The sequence below is a fragment of the Sphingopyxis sp. YR583 genome, assembly GCF_900108295.1.
Lineage (GTDB): Bacteria > Pseudomonadota > Alphaproteobacteria > Sphingomonadales > Sphingomonadaceae > Sphingopyxis.
On sequence record NZ_FNWK01000001.1, the window covers coordinates 1,079,972 to 1,101,947 of the forward strand.

14 protein-coding genes are annotated in these 21,976 nt (G+C 62.3%); 11 read left to right on the forward strand and 3 right to left on the reverse strand.

All coding sequences use genetic code 11. The features are described from left to right. Nucleotides 1–65: 65 nt before the first annotated feature. Nucleotides 66–728 (reverse strand): TetR/AcrR family transcriptional regulator, encoded by a 663-nt coding sequence (locus BLW56_RS04985; RefSeq protein ID WP_177175828.1) that lies wholly within the window; start codon nt 726–728, stop codon nt 66–68. A 117-nt stretch (nt 729–845) separates the two neighbouring features. On the opposite strand from BLW56_RS04985, the gene BLW56_RS20570 reads away from it, so the two are divergent. From BLW56_RS20570 to BLW56_RS05010, 6 genes are read left to right on the forward strand one after another with little or no spacing between them, the layout of a single operon-like run. Further along, entirely contained in the window at nt 846–1,007 is a 162-nt protein-coding gene (locus tag BLW56_RS20570) for a hypothetical protein (protein ID WP_177175829.1), read from the forward strand. After that, nucleotides 1,007–2,383 (forward strand): MFS transporter, encoded by a 1,377-nt coding sequence (locus BLW56_RS04990; protein ID WP_177175830.1) that lies wholly within the window; start codon nt 1,007–1,009, stop codon nt 2,381–2,383. Before BLW56_RS20570 ends, BLW56_RS04990 begins: the two co-directional genes overlap by 1 nt. Then, on the forward strand, nt 2,380–4,065 hold the full coding sequence (locus tag BLW56_RS04995) for a DUF885 domain-containing protein (protein WP_093509514.1): 1,686 nt from the start codon (nt 2,380–2,382) through the stop codon (nt 4,063–4,065). Before BLW56_RS04990 ends, BLW56_RS04995 begins: the two co-directional genes overlap by 4 nt. A gap of 45 nt (nt 4,066–4,110) precedes the next feature. Continuing rightward, nucleotides 4,111–6,249, forward strand: coding sequence for a TonB-dependent receptor (locus BLW56_RS05000; protein WP_093509515.1), 2,139 nt, complete (start codon nt 4,111–4,113; stop codon nt 6,247–6,249). A gap of 24 nt (nt 6,250–6,273) precedes the next feature. Further along, nucleotides 6,274–8,292: an alpha/beta hydrolase family protein gene (locus BLW56_RS05005; RefSeq protein WP_093509516.1), complete on the forward strand. Its 2,019-nt coding sequence runs from the start codon at nt 6,274–6,276 to the stop codon at nt 8,290–8,292. 34 nt (nt 8,293–8,326) lie between these two features. Then, the gene (locus BLW56_RS05010) at nt 8,327–9,565 is read left to right on the forward strand and encodes an NAD(P)/FAD-dependent oxidoreductase (protein WP_177175831.1); all 1,239 of its coding nucleotides are present in this window, start codon (nt 8,327–8,329) and stop codon (nt 9,563–9,565) included. Nucleotides 9,566–9,795: 230 nt separating this feature from the next. Here the strand turns inward: BLW56_RS05010 and BLW56_RS05015 are convergent, their stop codons facing one another. After that, nucleotides 9,796–15,747, reverse strand: coding sequence for an autotransporter domain-containing protein (locus BLW56_RS05015; RefSeq protein ID WP_093509518.1), 5,952 nt, complete (start codon nt 15,745–15,747; stop codon nt 9,796–9,798). 356 nt (nt 15,748–16,103) lie between these two features. On the opposite strand from BLW56_RS05015, the gene BLW56_RS05020 reads away from it, so the two are divergent. Next, nucleotides 16,104–18,347 carry a sensor histidine kinase gene (locus tag BLW56_RS05020; RefSeq protein WP_093509519.1) on the forward strand — a complete coding sequence of 748 codons (2,244 nt, stop codon included), beginning with the start codon at nt 16,104–16,106 and terminating at the stop codon, nt 18,345–18,347. Here the strand turns inward: BLW56_RS05020 and BLW56_RS05025 are convergent. Next, nucleotides 18,339–18,956 (reverse strand): response regulator, encoded by a 618-nt coding sequence (locus tag BLW56_RS05025; RefSeq protein ID WP_093509520.1) that lies wholly within the window; start codon nt 18,954–18,956, stop codon nt 18,339–18,341. The genes BLW56_RS05020 and BLW56_RS05025 overlap by 9 nt on opposite strands. 242 nt (nt 18,957–19,198) lie before the next feature. Between BLW56_RS05025 and BLW56_RS05030 the strand changes: the two genes are divergently transcribed. From BLW56_RS05030 to BLW56_RS05045, 4 genes are all read left to right on the forward strand, one after another. Further along, the gene (locus BLW56_RS05030) at nt 19,199–19,648 is read left to right on the forward strand and encodes a PaaI family thioesterase (protein ID WP_093509521.1); all 450 of its coding nucleotides are present in this window, start codon (nt 19,199–19,201) and stop codon (nt 19,646–19,648) included. Between the two features lie 59 nt (nt 19,649–19,707). Continuing rightward, nucleotides 19,708–19,965, forward strand: a complete 258-nt coding sequence (locus BLW56_RS05035) for an alpha/beta fold hydrolase (RefSeq protein ID WP_143043377.1) — start codon at nt 19,708–19,710, stop codon at nt 19,963–19,965. 122 nt (nt 19,966–20,087) lie between these two features. Then, nucleotides 20,088–20,669: an ANTAR domain-containing response regulator gene (locus BLW56_RS05040; protein ID WP_093509523.1), complete on the forward strand. Its 582-nt coding sequence runs from the start codon at nt 20,088–20,090 to the stop codon at nt 20,667–20,669. Continuing rightward, nucleotides 20,666–21,877, forward strand: coding sequence for a CmpA/NrtA family ABC transporter substrate-binding protein (locus BLW56_RS05045; RefSeq protein ID WP_093509524.1), 1,212 nt, complete (start codon nt 20,666–20,668; stop codon nt 21,875–21,877). Before BLW56_RS05040 ends, BLW56_RS05045 begins: the two co-directional genes overlap by 4 nt. The last annotated feature ends 99 nt before the right edge of the window (nt 21,878–21,976 follow it).

Genomic DNA, 21,976 nt, shown 5'->3' on the forward strand with positions numbered 1-21,976 from the left:
CGACTTAAGAGAACATAGGATTCGGGATAAGCGCAGACCCTCCGGCCAAATGAACGAGGCTCAACCTAGCGCGCTGCCCTTACGATCGTCGCTTCGATGCCTGCGATGAGTATCTGAAGGCCATCCTCGAAAACATCGCTCGCGAGCTTGAGCGGCCCCATGATATCGCTCAGCTCGGTTATGAAAGATTCCTCACCATAATCCTCGAGAGTCCGTTCGATATCCTCCGAGCGGTAGTCGCCATCGGCCGCCCGCGCGGACTCCCCCTGAGCTATGGCCCAATTGCTCACCAGGACATGCGCGCGATAGGCATCGTGCGTCCCCCAGCCAAATTGGGCAAGCTTGCGGCAAGCTAGCCGAAGGACGTTGAGGCCGACCTTCTTGATGCCGATCGGGGCAGCGGGATCGTTCATCCAGCCAGGCTGCGACGTGCCAAGATGACTGTACCACAGGGCCGTCTGGCGAACGACCTCCTGCCAGGTTCCGCACCCGCTATATTCGGGAGGATTTGTTTCGGCGATCGCGCGTTCGGTGATCGCGTCGACCAGCGACTGCCTTCCCGGGAAGTAATAATAAATGGTCTTCACCGAGACGCCGAGCCGATCGGCGAGCGACGCCAGCTGGAGACCATTCGGATCGCTGCCATAGGCCGCGTCCAGAATCTCGTCGCGCGTGATCTTGGGAGGTCGCCCCATGCGCTTCGGGTCTGCGATCTGTGAGTTTTTCATGTCACCGACCAATCTACCTTGACACTTTTTAGAAGTCGAGAGAAAAGAGTTTTTAGACATTGCGCGAAAAGTGGATTCGAAAGCCGTAGAGGCTTGGACACAAGGGAGCTGAGGTCGATGGCAGCAATGGGGATAAATACCACGCAGACGCGGGCCTCCCGCCAATGGATCGAGAGCGACATCGATTCTTCGGTCACGGAATTCGAGTTGTTTGCGCCCTCGCGCATGACCTCTACTGCCGAGACCACATTACAGACTTCGGACATCAAGGCAGCCTGATGGCGCTCGCCGGCCCCGCCCTTCCGACAAGCAGCCCCGATCGGGCTGCCGGGCCGGCACCATCCTCTGCCAAGGCGCCTGTGGCGGCCTGGTATGCGCTGGCGGTGCTGATCGGCACGACCCTTTTTGCATTCGTCGATCGCCAGATCCTCAATCTGGTCGCGCCGATGCTGCAGAAGGAGCTCGGGCTCAGCGACGTGCAGCTCGGAATGCTGCATGGACTGACGTTCGTTCTGTTCGCGAGTGTCGCGAGCTATCCGATCGGCTGGCTCTCCGACCGCTACGGCCGACGCATCATCCTTGCTGGCTGTATCATGCTGTGGTCGGCCTCGACGGCGTTGTGCGCCTTCCAGACGAGTTTCACGGGACTTTTCATCGCCAATGCTGGAATTGCAATCGGCGAGGCCGCGCTCACCCCCATCGTCTTCTCGATGATTCCGGACCTTTTTCCCGAACGCCAGCGCAACACCGCCAACTTTACATTTTTTGCAGCAACGCTTCTCGGCGCTGCTGCGGGCTTCGGGCTCGGCGGCGTCCTGCTCGACTGGTTGGCAAGCCACCACCAGACGCTGCCCGCAGCCCTAGCCGATATGAGCGGATGGCGGGTCGCCCTTCTCTTGGCAGCGGCGCCCGGGCCGGCCTTCGTGTTGCTGCTCGCGACGATCCGCATACGCCCCGCGCTGACATCCGCCGCAGCGGATACTCATATGGAACCGGAACTCACCCGGTTCCTCCCCTTCATGAAGCAGCATTGGCGAACCTTTGCGTGCATCTACGGCCTCATCGCGGCCTATGGCTTTGCGCTCAACTCGGCCTTCACCTGGTTGCCGATCGCGATACCACGGGTCTTCGGAACGGCGTCGTCCACCGTCGGCATGGAACTGGGAGGAACCGTCGCCTTAGCCACGATCGCGGCGTTGCTTCTTCCGCCGGTCGGAGCAAGGCTCCTTCGCGGCGATGACGCGACCAAATCGCTCCGGCTCGCACGCATTTTTCTCACGGCCGCGATCGTGCCGACACCTCTCCTCCTCGTCGCGACAACCCCTTGGCACGTCTACGCTTCAGCAGGACTGCAGTGCATGTTCGGCGTCGCGACCGCGGCCTTGATGCCGGGTATATTGCAGCAGATCGCGCCCGCGCAGCTGCGCTCGCGCCTTCTTTCGCTTCTGGGCATTTTCTCGGCCATCTCGACGGGTCTGGCGCCGGTCCTCGTCGGAGCGCTTTCGAGCCTGTTGAGCGAGACGCGGGGTATTTTCATCGCGATCGTGATCGTCGCGCTGCCGGGATGGCTGCTCGCAGCGCTGATCGTCTCTGCCGCGAAGCGCCCGTTTGTCGCCACCATGGCGAGCATCAAGAATGAGGAGACCGAACAATGAGCCAGGCCAAGGCGAGCCTTGATGCCCTCGTAGAGGAATGCTGGGAGGCGCTCCTCGCGCGCGAGCCCTATACGGCGGCTTCGGCCGGTAGGGTAATCGAAGCCATCGGGCCGGGAGACCTCGCTGAGGCGGAAGCGATCGCGGCGCATGCCCGGGCCCGGCTCGACGCGCTCGCCGGGATCGACCTGACGGCACTCAGCCGGACCGATCGCCTTACCGCGTCCTATCTTCGCCATCTTCTCGAGACCGATCTGGAAGAACCCGAACGCTGGTGGACGAGCTTCATCGTCGCTCCCTATTCGAGCCTGCCCTTCTCGATGATCCCACGCACCGTCTTTGCCGGCATCGATCTTGGCGATCCGGCAGCCGCGACACGCTATGTTAAACTCGCCCGCGACTTTGTCGTCTTTGTCGACAATGCGCGCGCCCGGATCCTCGCTCAGGCGGAGCGTGGCTGGCGCTTGCCTCGCCCGGCCCTCGCCAATGCCCGTGTCGCGCTCGAGGGGGCCGCATCGATGGCCGCGGCAGCCATCCTTCGCAGTGACGACGAACATGTCGATGCCGCCGTTCGAGAGGAAGTCGCAAGCCTTGTCGAGACCGAACTCAAGCCCGCCTTCGCCCGGCTTCTCGCAGCCATCGGCGAAGAATATGAGGCAGCTGCAACCGCTAACGCCGGTTTGATGCACCAGCCCGGCGGGGCGCGCGCCTACAGGCTTTGGCTGAGATATCACTTGGGGACCGATGCGGATCCCGCGACAATCCATCAAGTCGGTCTCGATGAGGTTGCATCGCTTGCCGCCGAAATGGCGCGCGTGCGCCGCGACGCATTCGGGTATGACGGCGACGAAGCGTCATTCCATGAGAGGCTGAGCGAAGATCCGAAGGCCAAGGCGCCATCGGCCGAGGCGTTGGAGGCAAGTTTCAACCGACACCTTGAACGGATGCGGCCGGTGTTCGCCCGCATGTTCCGCAAAGGTCCGAGCGCCGTTGGCGTGGTGAAGCGACTTCCACTCGAACTCGAGGCCGGAATGACATTCGGCTATTATCAGCAACCGCAGAGCGGCCAGGGACAGGGAATATATTATTACAGCGGCAACGGGATTCCGGACCGGTTGCAGCTCAATACGGCCGCGCTGATCTTCCACGAACTGGTACCGGGTCATCACGTCCAGCTTGCCCGGCAGCGAGAAAATGAGGCGCTCCCGGCGATCCGCCGTGAAATCATCCTGTCGACCGCCTTTCTCGAAGGCTGGGCCGAATATGCATCGGGCCTCGGCGAAGAAGGTGGCCTCTTCGACAATCCTTATGACTATTATGGCTTTCTGATGCACCAGCGTTTCACCGCACAGCGCATGGTCGTCGATACCGGCCTGAATGCGCTCGGCTGGTCCCTTGAAGAGGCGCACGCCTATATGAGCGCCAACACACTCGAGAAGCCCGAGCAGGTCATGAGCGAGATCCTGCGATATTCGACCGACATGCCGGCACAGGCGCTTTGCTACCGCTGGGGATGCCTCAAATTTCGTGCACTCCGCGCCGACGCCGAAGCCGTTCTCGGCCCGGTATTCGATCTTGCGGATTTTCATGAAGCCATTCTCGACCAGGGCTGCCTGCCCATTCCGGTACTCGAACAAAACCTTGCCGACTGGGCAACCGCCCGGGCGGCGATGGCTGCGGGCTGACCGCATACATACCGATCAACGACAAAATGAAATGGGGACGATGACATGAGCAGATATTTTTCCATCCTGATGGCCAGCGCCGCGCTGCTTCCGGTGGGCGCGCTGGCGCAGACGACACATGGCCAAACCGGCGACGTCCAGTCCGGCGACGTTCAGCCCGGCGACATCGTGGTCACCGCGCAGCGTTACGAGCAGCGGCTGCAGGACGTCCCGCTTTCGGTCAGCGTCGTTGGCGCGAAGGAACTTGAGGCCCGCGGCGTGACCGACCTCAAGGACCTGCAATATTCGGTCCCCGGCTTTTCGGCTTACGACTTCGGCGCTGGCCGACAGACGGTCCAGCTGCGCGGTATCGCAACAACCATCGGCGCCTCGACGGTCGGGGTGTATTTTGACGAGACGCCGCTCGCACTCGACACCTCGGCCGACGCGTTCAACGTGCGTCTTCTCGACCTTGAGCGGGTCGAAGTGCTGCGCGGCCCCCAAGCCACTCTCTATGGCAAGGGCTCGATGGGCGGGACGATCCGCTATATTCCCGCAGCCCCGAACCTTGGCTCCGTCGGTGGCTCTTTCGAGGGCGAATATTCGACCACCCGTTACGGCGCCGACAATTACAAGGCTGTCGGCGTACTGAACCTGCCGCTGGCGACCGATGTCGCGGGCGTCCGTCTCGTGGCGGGCTACGAGCGTATCGGCGGCTATATCGACAATGCCGCCACCGGCGAGCGCAACATCAACTCGGCTGACATCTATTCGCTTCGCGGAACGCTCCTCGTGCGTCCCTGGGACCGTTTTTCGGCCTCGCTGCTCGCCATGTATCAGAAGTCCAAACAGGCAAATCAGGACTTCGGGGTGGGTTATCGCACCACCTCGACGCTCGGCTCGCCGACCAATGACCGCTACACCCTGCTCCAGGGCAAGGCGAGCTACGATCTCGATTTCGCCGAACTCAGCGCGTCGACCAGCTATATCGACCGCAGCAATGTGACGCAGTTCGATCTTTCGGCCTTTTTCGTGCCCGCGCTGGTCGGCGGCCTCGGCCTTCCGCCGGGTTTCATCGACGCAGTCGGCCTGACAGGCTACACAGATTTCAGTATCTACAACAGCGAAGTCCGCCTCGCCTCAACCGGCAGCGGCCGCTTCGGCTGGCAGATCGGCGCCACTCGCGAAACGCTGAAGGTCCACCAGTTCGGCAGCACCTTCACCCAGCCCGGCAGCCTTCCTTTCGCGATCATCGCATCCGATGATGCCCGCCGCAGCAAGTCCCATGCGCTCTACGGCGAGGTGAATTACGCCTTCACACCTCAGCTGAAAGCCACAGCGGGTCTGCGCTATTTCAACGAGACCAAGAAGCGCGAAATCGTTTCCACCAACTTCGGCCTCACCACGACCGATGTGGGCAAGGACAATTACGAAACGGTCAATCCGCGCTTCAATCTGGCGTATGAAATCTCGCCGGATTCCATGCTGTTCCTGAATATCGCCAAGGGCTTCCGCAGCGGCGGCTTCAACCAGACGTCGGCCGGCGGCGGCGTCATCCCTGTGCCGCCGAGTTACGAGCCCGACAAGATCTGGACCTATGAACTTGGCACGAAACACCAGCTGTTCCGCAACAAGCTCACGCTGGAGGGCAGCGTCTATCGCAGCCTCTGGTCGAACGTGCAGTCGAACAATTTCGCGCCCGGCAGCCAGATCATCATCGTCAATAACAGCGGACATGTCGCGGGCTGGGGGGTCGACCTTTCGGCCATAGCGCGTCCGGCGCCCGACCTTACGCTGACCGGTACCTATGGCTGGAACAATCTGGAGTTCGACGAGGCTACCGCCGACAAGGAGGTCGGCGATCCCGTCGATGGCGCGGTCCGCAACAGCTGGTCGGCGTCGCTCGACTATCGTCCGGCGCTTTCGGATAGCGTCACCGGCCTCTTCCGGATCGATTATCAGCATGCGGGCAAAGGACAGTTCACTTTCCGCAACCTCGCCGCGGGCCAGGTTGTCGAACGTCCGCGCCGCGATCTGGTGAACTTGCGGGTTGGAGCAGCCTTCGGCCCCGTCGAGGTCGCGCTCTTCGCAAACAATCTGTTCAACGAGAAGGCGCCGATCATCATCGGTCCGTTCAGCACGATCCTCGAGAATGTCGAGCAGCGCCCTCGGGTTATCGGCGTCAACGCCGGCGCACGCTTCTGACGGACAAGGACGAGAGGACAAGCCGTGCAAGCCGATTTCCGGGACCATGAATATTTCGCGGAGGCCGAGGCGCTGGCCTCCGCATGGCTCCGTCCTGGTAGCGGCGAGCCCGCGACGCTTGCCCAGATTGCTGCGCATCCAGACGGGCTCACCGCCGTCGCAGCGGCGGTGATCTGCGATGAGCTCGAGGGTGTTCCCTCAACGCGGATCGCGCGAATTGACCTTTCGAGCGGTGCGATCGACGTCCTGACGCACGGTCCACGCTCCGACCACAGCCCGGCCTGGTCTCCCGACGGACAGTCGGTGGCCTTCCTCTCGGACCGCGAACAGGCGCATGTCAGCCGCCTCCGCATCCTCGACATGGAAAGCCTGATCGACCGGCCGACCTGCGCGGTCGACGGTTTCGTCGAAGCGCTCCAATGGTCGGCTGACGGCCGGTCGATCCTCCTTTGCGTCGCGGAATTCGGCTCGGACCTTGCCGGTGCGCAGGGCGCTTTCACGGTTGAGCGGAACGGGGCCAGGGATGCGCTGCCCCCCTGGAGCCCGGCCATCGAAGGCGTGGCCGATGCAACGCCCTGGCGCAGCCTCTGGCTTTACGATCCCGCCGCCGACACGGCCCGCCGTATCACCTGCGACGGGCTCAATATTTGGCAGGCCTGCTGGTGCGGCCCCGGCCATATCGCGGCCATTTGTTCGGACCAGCCCGAGGAGACGCATTGGTATGGAGCGGACGTCCGGCTGATCGATGCCGCGACGGGCGCCGCCCGGTCGCTGTTCACACCCGACGACCAGCTCTGGCACATTGCCGCCTCACCCTCGGGATCGACCGTTGCAGTCGTCGAGGCAGTCTGCAGCGACCGGATGATCGCTGCCGGAAACCTTCGGCTGATCGATACAATCAGCGGCCGGATCGACCGCCCCGACACGCTCGGCGCCGACGTCGTCCAGTTGCACTGGCGCGGCGAAGAGCGGCTACTCTTCGCAGGCGTAGCCGGTGCGGACAGCCTCATCGGTCTTCTGGACAAGACGGCAGGTGCGCCGCGCCAGCTCTGGCGCGACACCGCCCGAACGCCCTCAGGCCCTGTTTTCCCTGAAATTGCGCCTTTGGGCAGCGTTGCCGACGCAGCGCTGTTCCTGTGCGAGTCCTTCTTCGAGGCGCCATCCTTGCTGGCCCTCGAAGAAGGACAAGAGCGCGTCGTCTGCCGCTTCGGAACACCGGGGTCCGATGCTCGAACGAGCAACCTCGGGACCGCGCACAGCATCAGCTGGACCGCGCCCGACGGACTCACCATCGAGGGCTGGCTCCTCACCCCTTCCTCTCCCGGCCCGCACCCCGTCATCCTGCAGATACATGGCGGCCCCGTCTGGCACAGCCGTCCGAACTACGTCGGGCGGTCGACAATAATGCAGATGGCCCTGGGGCGCGGCTATGCGCTGTTCCAGCCCAATCCTCGCGGATCGAGCGGGCGCGGCCAGGCGTTCGCACGCCATGTGTTCGGCGACATGGGCGGCGCCGACACCCTCGACTATCTCTCGGGTCTCGACGCGCTGGAAGAGCGGGGGTTGATCGATCCGGCACGCATCGGGGTCACCGGCGGCAGCTACGGCGGATATATGACCTCCTGGCTGATCACACAGGACCAGCGCTTCGCTGCCGCCGTGCCGATCGCCCCCGTCACCAACTGGGTGAGCATGCATCTTACCTGCCATGTGCCCAATTTCTGTGAATTGTTCCTGGCGGACGACATCGACAATCCGACCGGAAAATATCATTCGCGCAGCCCTGTGCATTTCGTCGATCGCGTCACGACCCCGACGCTCACCATCTGCGGCGCCCTCGACAGGATTACCCCGCCGGGCCAGGCGATGGAGTTTCACCACGCGCTCCGGACCGCGGGCGTGGAGAGCCTCTTGGTCACCTATCCGAACGAAGGGCATGGCGTCCGGACGATGCCCGCAAGCTTCGATTTCGCCGCTCGCGCGATCGCCTGGTTCGACCGCTACATGCCAGCGGAGCCCAGGCCCGACACCAAGGCAGCTTGAGAGCGGGCCACTGCCCGCGGGAAGGACGAACGCGATGCCCCAGACGGTAGACATTCTCATTGCCGGCGGCGGCATCATCGGCATGAGCACAGCCTATCAGCTTGCTCGGCGTTCCAATCTGAGGATCATGGTCGTCGACAAGGGCGCGGGGCCCGGCGAAGGGTCGACGGGCGCATCCTCGGCGATCTGCCGCTTTCGTTACACGCATGACGCCATGGTCGAACTCGCGCGCGATGGCATCGCCGCCTATCGCAACTGGACCGATTTTCTCGGAACCGGCGACGTGCGCGCCAAATATCATCGCCACGGCGCGCTATGGTTCGGCGGCGACGGCGACGCCGGGCTGCAGAGCGAAGCCAAACGCCTCGAGCGTCTTGGCATTGGTGTCGAGCTGCTTGGTCATGCCGAAGTTCGCGAGCGCTTCCCGGCCCTCAATCCCTGCGTGGTCCCGCCAGACCTCCGCGAAGGCACCGCACATGACTGCCGCTCGGGCGGTACGCATCTTCTCGAAAGCGATGCGGGCTATGTTGATCCGGTTAGCGCGCTTCAGGATCTGATCGATGCCGCAAGGCGAGAAGGCGTCGAGGTCCGGTTCTCGTCCGAGGTTGCCGATGTCGATTATCGGGGAGGCCGGGTCGTATCGGCCAGGCTCGCAAGTGGCGAAACGATCCACTGCGGCGCGTTCGTCGCGGCGACCGGCCCGTGGTGCAACCGCCTGCTCTCTATCTTCGACCTTGCCGACCGATGGCCGCTCGAGCCGACGCGCATCCAGATTGTCCATATAGACCGCCCGGCGGCTATCCTGGGCGATATCCCGATATGCGGCGACCCTTCCGGCGGAATTTACTTCCGCCCGCAGAATCGTGGCCAGCAAATCCTCGTCGGTTCGGTACTCGCCGAGGATGAGAGGGAACGCGCCGATCCGGACAAGTTTGCGACCTATATCGACGACGAGTTCGCGCGCCGTCTACTCCACGCTCTGCACCACCGACTGCCAGCCTTGTCCTATTCTGCGGCCGTCCATGGCTATAGCGGCCTCTACACCATCAACCGCGCCGATGTTCATCCCGTTGTCGGGGCTACTCCTATCGAGGGCGTCTACATGGCGAACGGCTGCAGTGGCCACGGGTTCAAACTGGCCCCTGCCATCGGCTCGCTCCTGGCTCAGAGCATCACCGGCGAGAGCCGCTCGTTCGACACGCGGGTCGGCAGGGATTTCCTGGCCATCGACCGCGAACCGATAGCCCTCGCCTCCAAGACTGTGCTCGCGTGACGGGGCTGGCCGGTTGCGGCCAGGCAGCTTTGAGGCGCAGATCGCAAAAAGCAGCCGTTCGTCATCGACACATGGGAATTCTTCGGGTGAATGCGACCCAACTAAAGCGGCCAATCAAGCTGAAGATTACAGGCAATTCGCACAGTCCGATCGACTAGACGGGAAAAGGCCGAGGTGACATTTGTCACCTCGGCCTCCCACTGCGTGCATCGCGACTGACGGGTCGCTAATCAGAATGCAATACGCGCAGTAAGTCTCGCACCATGGGTATTCCGATCCGATGCCAGCGTGCCGGTGTAAGCGGCGCCGAGACGGAATGAACCGGCGGCATACTCAAATCCAGCTTCGACTTCGGCCGAATTTTTCGGAATTGCCGTTCCAATGATGTCGAACGCCGGACCGCCCGCCGTGAAGCGCGACACGATGGGAGCGCCTCGATCGTTCAACGCACGGTTCCATGCGGCCGAAACGAAAGGCTGGAAGCCTGTTTGTCCGGCGTTGAACTGGGCGCGCGCGCCAAGGCTCAGGAAAGTCGTCTTCTGATCGGCCTTCCCGATGCTTAGCGCCGCGCTGCCCCCAGCTTCCACGAAAGCATCGCTGCCGGTATCGACTTGGGCCAGTCGGACAAACGGCGTGACCGCGGTTTTTCCAGCCAGGATTTCATAGCCGACTTCACCGAAGAACTGCAGCGTATCGGCATCACGCTTCGAGGTCAGCGTTTGCGCCAGCGGCGCGCCACTAACAGCCCGCGTCGTATCGATCTTGTGCGAGGCGTAGCTGATCCCGATCGTGCCGTGCAGACCGCCAACGGCGCCATAGGTGGCATGCGCCGCGAGATATTTGCTGTCCACGTCGGCATGGTCGCTGCGGCCGCCGAAGCGGAAGTCCGAATTTCCGATGCCCGCCGAAAGCGCGGCTGCAAAGCCGTTGCCGCCGATGCCGAAGCCCGCAACCAGCCCCTTGTGATCCGTGTCCATGGCAAAATTGCCGCGCGCCGCATCGAAATCGCCCCAGCCGCCGAAGGCCGAACCCCAGACGAATGTCCCGCCTTCCTCGGGCGCCTTCATACCCATCAACGCATTGCGGAGGTGGCGGCTGTCGTCCGTGAGGCCGCTGATCGCGCTGGCATTGATTTCGCCCGACAGGTCGCCGAAGCTGGCCTGCGCGCCCGCCGCATTCTGGACGAGAACAGCTTCGTACAGCGGGTTGTCGACGCCAAGCGCCTGAACCGCTGCCGCCACGCTCGCCTGGTTGAAGCCCAGCGCAATATCGGCAAAGTCGATATCGTTGCGATAGAGCGACAGTGTGACCGAATTGGCGCTGTAGCGCAGCAGCGGGTCGAGGAAGGCGAGATTGCTGGTCACCGACCCGAAGGTGCCCGTCACGCCCGCCGCGCCGGTCAGGATTACATAGTCTGTCCGCGCACTATAGGTGCCGTTTTCGGCGAGCACGGCCACATTTGCCGTGCTGGCGATAGTGACGGCGCCGGTCGCATCGAGACGGTCGGCTTCGCCCGCTGCATTGACCTCGACTTCGTAGGTCGAGCCCGCGGCGAGGGCGAGATCGCCATTGACCGTCAGCTGACCGATCGAGTTGCCGGGAGCGATCGTGCCGCCATTGCCAACGATCGTGGTTCCCACCGAGCCGTTGCCGCCCAGAGTTCCGCCGCTGTTGACGGTGACCGGCGAGGCGATCGATCCATTGACCGCGAGCGTACCGCCGTTGACCGAGGTCGGCCCGGTGTAGCTGCTGTTGCCGGTCAGATTGAGCCGCCCGTCGCCCTCTTTCACCAGGCTGCCATTCCCGGAGATATTGCCGCCGAATGCACCGTTGCCGGCCTGATTGACGGTCAGCTGGCTGTCGCCGATCACGACATTCGATCCCTCATCGCCCTCGAGACCGCCGATCGTCTGATCCTTGCCCGTGATGTCGAGCGTGCCACCCGCGCCGAGGTCGAATTCGGTGCCGGGATCGATGGTGCCGCCGATGCGGACCGAACCGCCGAGGATGTTCGTCACACCTTGGAAGGCATAATCGCCCATGAAGGTCAGCGCGCCGTCGCCCATCTTGTCAAGGACGCCATTGCCCGAGAAGGCGCCGAGGAAGTCATAGTCGTCCGAACGGTTGAAGACGAAGCGACCGTCATTGACGATGTCGCCCGAAAAGCTGCCCTCGGTTCCACCGGCGCCGAGTTCGAAGAAGCCGTTACCCTCGGTCCTCACATCGCCTTGGAGCAGGCCGGTCAGGACGAGGCCGCCGTTGGATATGATCGTGCCGCCGGTGTGCGCGATATTTGCGGTGTCGACCGTGAACACGGCGTCGCCGACGAGTTGCAGTTGCCCGGTCCCGTCGATCGTCAGATCGTCGAGCGCAGACACCGTTTCGTCGGTACCGAAATTGAGCACGAGGAGTCCGTCGGTGCGGACCGACGGCGTGAGGATCGGCGAGCTTGCTTCTCCGCCAATCTCGACTTCATTGACGCGGAGCGCCGCGCCTTCGTCGATCGTTACGCTGTCAAACGCGCCGACCACGCCCGACGTCGACCAATAGCCGGCGGCGACACTCAGAGTTTCGAATCCGCTTGCTTCGGTCAGCTGCTGTGCCTCGGTCAGTTCGAGGACGTCGCCGTCGAGCGTCAGGCTGTCGGAACCTGCGCCCGCATCGACGAGCCCTGAAATCGCACTGCCGGTCCGGAGCGTCACGCTGTCGTCGAAGCTGCCAAGCTGGACTGCAATCCCGCCTTCGCCGGTGATCGCACCGGCGTTGTCGAGCACGACAGCGCCGCTGTCGTCGCCCCAGACGCCACGACCGCCGCCCGTGATCGCACCGGTGTTGACGAGCGTCGCGGTTCCGAAATTGCCGAGAATGACGCCGTCAGTGGCACCGGCGATTGTCCCGCCGTTTACGATTTCCGCGGTATCCAGAAATCCTGCGACGGCGGCACCAAAGCTAATATTTCCGGCGATAGTTGCGCCTGCGGCATTCGTGATCGTGCCGGTCTGCACAATATCGGCCGTGACCTGCAGTCCTTCGATCACCGCACCTGACGTTGCGCCAGAAATCGTGCCGCTGTTGGTGATTGCGGCGGCGTCGGTGACGAGAACCACCGCACCATAGCCGTTGGTGCCCGTGATGGTTCCCGCATTGGTCAGCGTCCCGTCGAAGCCCGTCTCTTGCGTGAGCCCGGCGCCACGCTGGATAAGCACCCCGCCCGGACCTTCGCCGGTAATGGCGCCGGCGTTGTCGACGCTGCCGCCCGCCGACATGATGATACCGAAACGCGTACCGCTGATCTCTCCGCTCGCGCTGTTCGTGACAGCACCGACGTAGCCTGCGAGCGCCTGACCGTCATAGGGATAAATCGAGATGCCATCGGCAAGCGGGCTGCCGTCGCCGCGGATCGTCCCGCTGTTGCTGACCGTGCCGCCGCCGATCAGGCGGACGCCATCGTTCGCTTCGCCGCGGATGGTACCGCTGTTCGTTACCTGCGTGCCGATCGCGATTCCGACAATGTCACCGATGTCCTCGTCGAACTGATAGGCGGTTGTAACGCCCGCGCCGGCGCCCGAAATCGTACCGCTGTTGGTGACGCTCGACGCGGCGGTAGTGATCGTCACGCCCGCGTCGGGAGCGGCGTCAAAGCCGTCATAGGTCCCTTCGCCGCGGATCACTCCGGCGTTGTTCACGACGAGCGTGCCCGTCGCGAATGAATAGATGCCCGAAGTTCCGCCGGTAATCGTCCCGCCCGCGGCATTGGTGACCGTCACATCCGCTCGCGAACCCTGGGAAACGCCCGCGCCGAAATCACTGCTGATCGTGCCGCTGTTATCGAGGGTGGCGCTAGACATGTCGCTGCCGAAACCAACGCCGAAACCATCGCCGCCGCTTCCGCCGAGGTCGCCAGTGCCGCGAATGTCGCCCGTGTTGACGACGCTGGCGGTGAGACCGCTGCGATCCTCGCTGGGGTCGGTATTGAGCGCGGTCCCTTGGATGTACACGCCGCCGTTGACGCCTTCGATTTCGCCGGCATTTACAACCTCGCCGCCGCCGGACAGGATAACCGCGAACCGCTGGCCTTCGATCCGGCCATTCTCATCGTTGGTGACGTGCGCCGAATAATCCTCGTTGGATTGATCGACATGCGCGAACATCGAGATGCCGTCAGTGCCCTGCGCGCCGGGATTGACACCCACGATGAAGCCGCTGTTGATAACAGTCCCGCCACCCGCGAGGCGAATGGCGTCGTTATTGAGGCCGATGATCTCGCCGCTGTTGGTGATCGAGGTATCGACTGCGCGGCCGGCCCCATCGGCCATCGGCGTGGTGACGATCGCATATTGGCCGCCGATGATCCGGCCGCTGTTGACGATCGCCGCGTCCGCCGTCGTAATAACGATCGCATCCTGAGCGCCGGCGCTTATCAGCCCCGCATTATCGACGATCAGCGAACCCTCGTTCGAACGGATCGCCGTCCCGTTGGCGGTAATTTCACCGTCATCATGATTGTTGATGGTGAGCACGCCGGTCGACTGGCCGATGATGGCGGCCGCCTGACCGCTGATCAGCCCTTCGTTCTCGATTACGGCACTGCTGAGCGCGCCACCCGCGAGGACCCCGAGAAATCCTTGCACCGTGCCGCTATTGTTAAGCGTGCCAATACGGCCCGTTTGATCCGCGGTCGCGCCAAGGATTACACCAAAGGGGCTAACGTTGGGATTCGCCGGGTTAAAGGCTCCGGTGCTGCGGATCGTCCCCGCATTATCGACGGTGCCGCCGCCCTGCACGACAACGCCGAACATCTGGCCTTCGATCAGGCCGCCGGGAGCATTGGTGACCGAGCCGATCCCGGTGACATCGGGCGCGATCGATTGCGTGAATTCCGAAAGGGCAACACCCGTGCCAGTACCATTGTTGCCGTTCAGCCCCCGGATCACGCCGCTGTTGGTCACCGATCCGCCGCCCACCAGCGCAACGCCGCTGCCCGCCCGGCCTTCGATCGTGCCCGAATTCGTTACGGCGGTGTTCCGCGCGCGCGCCTGTGTCCCCTCCGCGTTCTGGAACACAGCGGTGGTGATGCCTGACAGCGCCCCGACGATGCCTTGGCTGTTGTTGATGACGGCATCTGCGGTCGTGATGTTGATCGCATTCTGACCGGCACTGAAGATGAAACCCCGGTTGTCCACGGTCAGCGTGCCCGCGTTCGACGCAATGGCGGTTGCATTGGCCAGGATTTCGCCATTCTCGAAATTATTGACGACAAGATTGCCGGTGGATTGACCAATGATCGCGATCGCCGTGGCTTGGATCGTGCCGTCGTTGTTGATCGTCGCGCTTTCGAGCGCGCCGCCTGCCAGCACGCCAAGGAAGCCAGTTATCATGCCGCTGTTGTCAACCGTCGCGGCGCGGCCGGTCTGCTCGGTGGTAGCACCAAGGACGAGCCCGAACGGGCTGACGTTCGGCGTCGCGGGGTTCGGATTGCCCGTGCTGCGGATCGTGCCCATGTTTGTGACGGTGCCGCCACCCTGCAACACAGCGCCGAATACCTGCCCCTCGATCACGCCGCCGTCATTATTCTTGATGGTACCTACGCCAGTGACGTCGGCGGCGGCGCCCGGGAATTCCGAAATCGACACCCCCGTGCCCATAATAGTGCCGCCCGGGCTGCCACTGAACCCGGAAATGGTACCGCCGTTTGTGACGCTGCCACCGCCGACCAGTGCGACTCCGGATCCGGCCTCGCCGCGGATCACTCCACTATTGAACACCTGCGTATTAGCCGCGAGCGGCTGCGGCGGGAGATCGTCGCCATTTGCGTCTTCGCTGAAGAAATAGGTTGTGACCACGCCGTTCGCAGCGCCGGTGATCTGGCCGGCGTTGGTGACCGTGGAATCGGGCTGCGCGATGACGATACCGCCGCTCGGCCGGCTGGCGATTCCGCCTATGTCGGTGCCATTGCCTCGAATGACCCCTGCATTGCCCACGGTGACCGGACCATTGTCGGCGTAGATGCCGATCAGATCGCCTTCGACGACCTCTCCGTCGTCGACTTCAATCTCGAGCCGCTCGGGCTGATCATTATGAATGCCGAACGCATTCTGGGCGGCGGCCGGCACGATGTGGATGATCGAGAAACCGACGATCGCACTGGTGGCGAGCAGGCGAGATTTCGAAATGCGTGACATGATTCAGAGTCCCCCATTGACGTAGCAGGCAAGGCAAGGGGTTCACTGGAGAGCCGTCAGGCTCCCCGGTTCCGTCCACCCCGCGAAAATTGCGTCCCCCAGCCGCTATGGTGCGATCACCTACGGCTTTGTGCGCGATGACTAGGAGCAGGCGACGCACAGCGTCTACCCAATGTTATTTGGGGTAATTTTGCGACGAACGGTTGCTGCTAGCGCTTGCGTCGGAGCGACCGGCGCATTTACGGGAACAGCATCACCGGGGGGTGGGTCGAAATAACGGGTGGCGGGCGAGCAGCCCAAGCGCCTGCGCACGGCGCAATAATGCATTCTATCCCCGTCCGGTGCGGGGAGTATCGATGCGAATCCTTTACGCCGTTCTCGGGATCCTCTTCCTTCTAGGTGCGCAACCTGCATGGGCACAGCTTGAAAAACTGCCCCGGCTCGATCTGCGAGGGGGTGAAGATGCGCCTGCTCTTGGTTCGTTCGTGCGTTTCGCCGAGCGCCCGGGTGCGGCACGGACGCCCCAACTGGACGCGATCCTTGCGGGCCCGCTTCAACGCATCAAAGGTTCGACCATCCACTTCGGCCCGCCGGGAACGCGAACGGTCGTCTTGCTCAAGGTTCGCAACGCCAGCGACCAACAGGGCAGCTGGATTCTGACGACCGGCCGTGGTTCGCTCAAACATTTCCGTCTCTACGAAACGGCTGGAGGGCCGCTCACGCTGATCGTCGACGGCACCGATCCGCAGGTCGCGCGGGAGAATCTCGGCACTTATCAAGCGTTCAGCTCGGAACTCGTGTTGGCCCCGTCGCAGGAAAAACTGATTGCGATCGAATTTGTGTCCGAGAATTCGACCTATATGCCGCTCAAGATCGAAACCTATGGGACTTTCTTCAAGGAACGGCGCGCTAACATCTCGATGGTGTCGGGGGTTGTCATCGGCGCGCTGACACTCCTGCTCCTCAACTTCCTGTTTTTCTCGATCACGGGATTCAGGGAGTTTCTGTGGCTAGCCGTCGCCGAAGCCTTTTTCGCGCTGAACACGGTTCATTCCGAAGGCTATATCACCATCTTCTTCCTCTACGATAAGCCGCTCACCGGCGTTGCCGTCGAGGATTTCTTCAAATGCGGTTTTGCCGCCGCGATGGCCCAATTTTGCCGAAGCTTCGTCAAGACCGCGGACAATTTCCCGAAACGAGATCTCATATTGAAGGCGCTCGTCCTGTTCGCCATCGCCGTTATGCTGCTTCAGCCCGGACTGTCGCTATATCCACCCGAGTTGCGCTTCTATCTGCATCTGGCGGCATGGATCGTCGCGGTCGCAGTGGCCCTTTTTCTTCCGTTCGTCGGCTATGCCGCCATGAGGCAGTTGGGATTCCAGCTCTGGCCGCTGTTCGTGGGATGGGCCAGCCTTGCCGTGTTCATCGTCTATGCGGCAGTCGCGTCGATGGGCGTTTTCACATGGCTGCCGATCAACTGGCACCTCTCCGGCCCGGTGGGGCTTTTTGAATCGGTCATGGTCACGCTGGCGCTCGGGCTCAACCTCAAAAAGATCCAGCAGGACAAGCTCGTCGCCGACGCAAATTACGCGCATTCGCTGACCGAACGCCTCGCCATCAGCGAGCGGGCAACGCGACTGGCGGAAGAAAAGGCATCCGCGCTCGAAACCGTAAACAGCCAGAATGCGTTGCTCCACTCATCGGGTCATGACAGCCGACAGGTCATTCTCGCACTCAATAGCGCTGTAGACGTCCTCAAGAGGCAGGACAGAGCCGGTGCGGATATCGCTCTGATCGAGATGCTTGAAAGCTCGGCCGATTATCTGAACGAGATCGTCTCAACGACGATCTCGGGCGCGAATATCGCCGCGAATGATGCCGACTTCGTCGCGCTCAGCGCTTTTCGCGGTCAGGCGCTCGTCGAGCCGTTATCGATGATGTTCAAGACTCCTTTCGCAAACAAAAGGCTGAAGCTTGACGTTCGTATTGCGGATGATGTGACGATCATTTCGGACCGGCCGCTACTGATGCGCGCACTCGCCAATCTGCTCAGCAATAGCTACCAATATACACAGGTCGGAGGAGCCCGTATCGCACTCGCCCTCGAAAAAGGGCAGGCCGTGATCACAATCAGCGACAGCGGCAGCGGAATGCCCGCAGAAGTCGCGACGGCTTTGAACGGTGGTGCCGTCACGCGAATTCGCGCCGATGATACAGCGCCCGGCACCGGGTCGGGCTATGGCTCCGCGAAGAGGATAATCGAAAGGCTGCGAGGGAAGATCAAAATCATTTCGTCAACGCCTGAAGGCACGGAAATTTGCATCACCCTGCCCGCAGCCTTTGCAGCGACTTCGTCGATCGAAATCGATGAATTGCAAGCACGCTTGCACGGGTGGGCGCTTCTCGATTTCGATCAGCGAGGCGATTTCGAGGCGAGACTGGCTGCGGCCGGCAGCGTCAAGGAAAGAAGCATCGCGCTGACCTATGACGACACCACCGTCACGCGCGGTCGTCTCAGCGACCTTGTCGCGATGGTCTTGATCAAGCCCGCGTGCCGCGAATTTCTCGAGCATCCGCTTCTCGCAGAGCCGTCAAAGTAGGTTTAGCTCGTTCGCGCGTTCGACGATCTTGCGGTTATGCGGCGCGTCGAGTTTGCGTCGCAGCTCCGCAATGTGAAAGGAGACGGTCGGCGGCGCGATCGCGAGGCGGTAGGCGATCTCCTTGTTCGTCTCCCCTTGCGCCAGATAATGGAGAATTGCCATCTGCCGGGAAGATAGCGCGACCGGCGGCTGCTGAAACTTGCCAAGCGCCTCTGTGATGTGCGGAGAAATATATACCTCGCCCGCCAGCGCCGCATCGCAAGCTGCGACAATATGATCAAGCGGGTCGGACTTACTGACCACTGCCCGCGCGCCAAGCTTGAGCGCGGAATGGATCTCGCCCAGATGCGTCTCGCCCGTCAGGATGATCACCGTCATGTCGCGCGATCCGACAACTTCCGCCAAGACGTTGATCCCGCGAACGTCGGGCAGATTGAGGTCGAGGATAACGAGATCGACGGGTTGCGACTGAACAAACGCATTTACCGTCGCACCGCGATCGAGCGCGCCCACCACGGCGTAGCGATCGAGCGATGCAAACAGGAACCGGAGTCCGCTCTGGGTAATGCGGTGGTCATCCACGATCAGAATATTGTGTATCATCGTCATGCCCGCAAGCCGCTCCCCGAAAAGCTTTTCGGCAGTTCATGCCGTCACCGCAACCCGAATTAATGCGGGGTCCGCTCAAGACTGGCTGCTGCCTTCAAGAGGGGAAGTTGCGACACCAAAATGTTGAAATGGCCGATGGCGGACGAACAGCTTTTTGAAAAACGCTCCGAAGAGCGGCCATATGTAGCATCTCACTATTCGCACTTCTTGCCATGCCTTACTCACCCTGCCAGTTTCGGGAGATGGACGAATTTTCAAACGACGCCACGGTGATCCGCATCCGTGCAAGTTTCGCCAAACAAGGCCTGATGACCACCCTTGGAGCGATGCTGGGCGAGATCAGGCCGGGATCTGTCGAGGTCATCCTGCCGGTTTCGCGCTCGGTTTCGCAGCAACATGGATTTGTCCATGGCGGCGCCGTCAGTGCGATCGCCGACACGGCTGCGGGATATTCAGCCCTGAGCCTTATGCCGGCAGGCCGCGGCGTTCTGACCACGGAGTTCAAGATTAATCTCGTCGCACCGGCGGCTGGCGATCTCATTATTGCACGGGGCCGCGTCGTGAAGGCGGGCCGAACCCTGACGCTCGTGCAGGCCGAGGTGTTCGCCGATCGTTCCGGCGATCAAAAGCTGGTCGCGTTGCTGACAGCAACGATGATGAGCCTCGAAGATCGGGACGACATTGTCGACTAGCAGACACTGCGCCTGACCGTTCAAATGACCTGGCCGCCCGAATGTGGCAACGTCCGAAAATGCAGATTCATCTTGTCCCCGGCTTCATGTTCGAGTTCGATCTCTGGAGCGGCATGCTGCCCGCCTTCTCCAAGCTGGGCGAGGTGGTACATGTCGATACGACACGCGACGCGTCGATTGCTGAAAGCCGGGAAATGCATGAGCATATCCCGCTATCGACCATGATCCTGATCGATCATTGCGGACATTTGATCCCCCTGGAACAGCCAAGCCTTCTTGCTGACTCAATCTCGAAGTCTCTGACACCGGGGCGCTAGTGGCCGTTTGCATACGGTCCGCTTTTAGCTCAAAATTTCAAAAAGCGGTCGTCAGCCGGGCTATATATTCGCAAAAGAGAAACCTTCTAGCAGATTTGTGCGCTGCAGCGTAAGGCGCGATCATGAGGATCGCGATTATCGATACCAGCACGACGCGCGCCGCCATCATATCGGATGGTCTGCGCGAGGCTGGTCTCGACGACCTCGTGCTGATTGATCCGGCGGGCGCTGTCGTTGCCCAAATCGAGGCCGCGAAACCCGAAGTCATATTGGTCAATCTCGAAAACCCGAGCCGTGACCTGCTCGAAGATTTCTTTGCGATGTCGCGCGCGCTCGCGCGGCCGATCGCGATGTTTGTGGATCAGAGCGACGCCGAAGCGACCGGTGCGGCCATCGACGCGGGCGTTTCGGCCTATGTTGTCGACGGACTGTCGAAACAGCGCATCAAGCCGGTCATCGATCTCGCCGTCCGGAGGTTCCAAGCCTTTTCGCGGCTCCAGCGCGAACTCGACGATGCCAAAAATGCATTGGTCGAGCGCTCAACGATCGATCGAGCCAAGGCGATCCTGATGAAACGGCGCCATATCGACGAACCCGCAGCCTACGCCCTATTGCGAAAACAGGCGATGAGCACGAACCGCCGGATCGCCGAGATTGCCGAAGCCATCGTGACGAGCGACGCGCTCCTGGGAGATATGGAATGAGCGCCGAAACCTTCCGTATCGGTTTCCTGCCCCTCGTCGACGCCGCTTTGCCGATCCTCGCGCACGAACTGGGCTTCGCAGCGCGCGAAGGCGTGGCCATCGAACTCATCCGCGACATGACCTGGGCGACGGTGCGCGACCGGTTGCTCTACGGGCATACCGACGCCGCACACATGATCGCGCCGTTGGCAATCGCGACTGCGCTGGGCCGCGATCGCCCCGCGGTGCCGATGGCGGTCCCGTTCGTGCTCGGGCTCAACGGCAATGCAGTGACCTTTTCCACCCCGCTCGCAAAGGATGTCGGGTTGGGCGAAACGCTGGGCGATCCGGCCATCATCGGCGCAGCGTTGCAGAGGGTGGCGGCGGAGCGCAAAATTGCCGGGAAGCCGCTGCGCTTCGGCGTCGTCCATCGCTATTCGAGCCATAATTATATGCTGCGATACTGGCTCGCGGGCGTCGGCATCCGCCCCGATACCCACATCGAGATCGTCGTCACCAGCCCGCCCTTCGCCGCCGATGCGCTCGCGGCGGGCGAGGTCGACGGCATATGCGTGGGCGAGCCATGGAACTCGATCGCGGTCGAGCGCGGCGTCGGCCATATCGCGCTCGCGACCGCGCAAATCTGGCGGCGCGGCGTCGAGAAGGTGCTCGCGATGCGCGAGGCTGTCGCCGAGGAGCGGCGTGACGCCGTCGAGGCGCTGCTCCGAGCGCTCCATGCCGCGGCTGCCCATTTCGTCAAGCCCGGCACGGCGGACGAAAGCGCCACAATCTTGGCCCGCCCCGAATATCTGGATGCCCCGCACGATGCGGTGCTCCGCGCGATCACCGATCGCATCCGCCTCGTCCCCGGCGGTGAGCCGATCCACTATCCCGATTTCATGTTCCAGCATCGCGAAGCGGCAAACTTCCCGTGGCGCAGCCAGGCCGCGTGGCTTTATTCGCAGATGCTGCGCTGGGACCATCTCCCCTATTCCGCAGCCGACGCCGCGACGGCGGCGGCGGTGTTCCGCCCCGACATCTATCGGGCCGCGCTGGCGGGGTCCGGTGCGCCGCTTCCTGGCGCGAGTTCGAAGCTCGAGGGCGGGATCGACACACCGCTTGGCGCGGGGTCGGTTCAAGGCCGTCTACTCCTCGGCAGCGACCGTTTTTTTGACGGGCGCGCCTTCGATCCCGACGATATACAGGGCTATCTCTCTGACCTTCCTTAGATTTTGCACGCGCTACAATTTTATGCTGCAACTGCGAAATAACCGGTTGCGCGGTCCCTGCGAATCAGGCAGTCTTGACGCACTCGGCAAGGATGCCGG

Coding starts and splice junctions, on each gene's coding strand:
- BLW56_RS05020 (WP_093509519.1), top strand. CDS start 16,104: ATGCGAATCCTTTACGCCGTTCTCGGGATCCTCTTCCTTCTAGGTGCG.
- BLW56_RS05040 (WP_093509523.1), top strand. CDS start 20,088: ATGAGGATCGCGATTATCGATACCAGCACGACGCGCGCCGCCATCATA.
- BLW56_RS05030 (WP_093509521.1), top strand. CDS start 19,199: ATGGACGAATTTTCAAACGACGCCACGGTGATCCGCATCCGTGCAAGT.
- BLW56_RS04990 (WP_177175830.1), top strand. CDS start 1,007: ATGGCGCTCGCCGGCCCCGCCCTTCCGACAAGCAGCCCCGATCGGGCT.
- BLW56_RS05010 (WP_177175831.1), top strand. CDS start 8,327: ATGCCCCAGACGGTAGACATTCTCATTGCCGGCGGCGGCATCATCGGC.
- BLW56_RS04995 (WP_093509514.1), top strand. CDS start 2,380: ATGAGCCAGGCCAAGGCGAGCCTTGATGCCCTCGTAGAGGAATGCTGG.
- BLW56_RS05045 (WP_093509524.1), top strand. CDS start 20,666: ATGAGCGCCGAAACCTTCCGTATCGGTTTCCTGCCCCTCGTCGACGCC.
- BLW56_RS05000 (WP_093509515.1), top strand. CDS start 4,111: ATGAGCAGATATTTTTCCATCCTGATGGCCAGCGCCGCGCTGCTTCCG.
- BLW56_RS04985 (WP_177175828.1), bottom strand. CDS start 728: ATGAAAAACTCACAGATCGCAGACCCGAAGCGCATGGGGCGACCTCCC.
- BLW56_RS05015 (WP_093509518.1), bottom strand. CDS start 15,747: ATGTCACGCATTTCGAAATCTCGCCTGCTCGCCACCAGTGCGATCGTC.
- BLW56_RS05035 (WP_143043377.1), top strand. CDS start 19,708: ATGCAGATTCATCTTGTCCCCGGCTTCATGTTCGAGTTCGATCTCTGG.
- BLW56_RS20570 (WP_177175829.1), top strand. CDS start 846: ATGGCAGCAATGGGGATAAATACCACGCAGACGCGGGCCTCCCGCCAA.
- BLW56_RS05025 (WP_093509520.1), bottom strand. CDS start 18,956: ATGACGATGATACACAATATTCTGATCGTGGATGACCACCGCATTACC.